The 454-nt window shown below is 42.1% G+C and carries 1 protein-coding gene; it reads left to right on the forward strand.

All coding sequences use genetic code 11. The annotated features are described in order from the left end of the window. Window positions 1–219: hypothetical protein (locus GWG67_RS38790; protein WP_275174901.1), on the forward strand; the 219-nt coding region annotated here is incomplete at its 5' end. Window positions 220–454 lie beyond the last annotated feature (235 nt).

The following is a 454-nucleotide window of genomic DNA, read 5'->3' on the forward strand; positions in this document are numbered from 1 at the left end:
CCTATAACAGCATTCCCCTGTGCCACCATTTTATCCACTCAGGCTGAAAAGCTCATCTCCATGATGCGAAGAACAGCAGCACATCTTCGTAATCCCGAACAACAGGATGATGAGTTTCTGGTACGTCACATTTACGACAACTACTGCATTGTCAGGGAAAAAGGTGTGAATGTTCCTGTATTGAAAAATTTTGTTCAGATATGTATTCAGCTATGGTAACCAGTACCCACAATTTTGTAGCTCACCAGTTGATGAACTTAAGAAAGGGCTGGATGCACTCCGGGATTATCCTGTACACAAATTGCGCTTTCAACGATTTGTTAAACCGATGGTATTTGGTAATACACAGATTAACTGGGAAGAAGCCTATTCCAGTTTCAGACAAACAGCGCTAAGTGTTCTGACCAGCTAACAAACGCGTTAAGTACGATTCCACAATTCAGCATATCGAACC

The sequence above is a fragment of the Bradyrhizobium sp. CSS354 genome (genome assembly GCF_029051725.1).
In the GTDB taxonomy this organism is placed as follows: Bacteria; Pseudomonadota; Alphaproteobacteria; order Rhizobiales; family Xanthobacteraceae; genus Bradyrhizobium.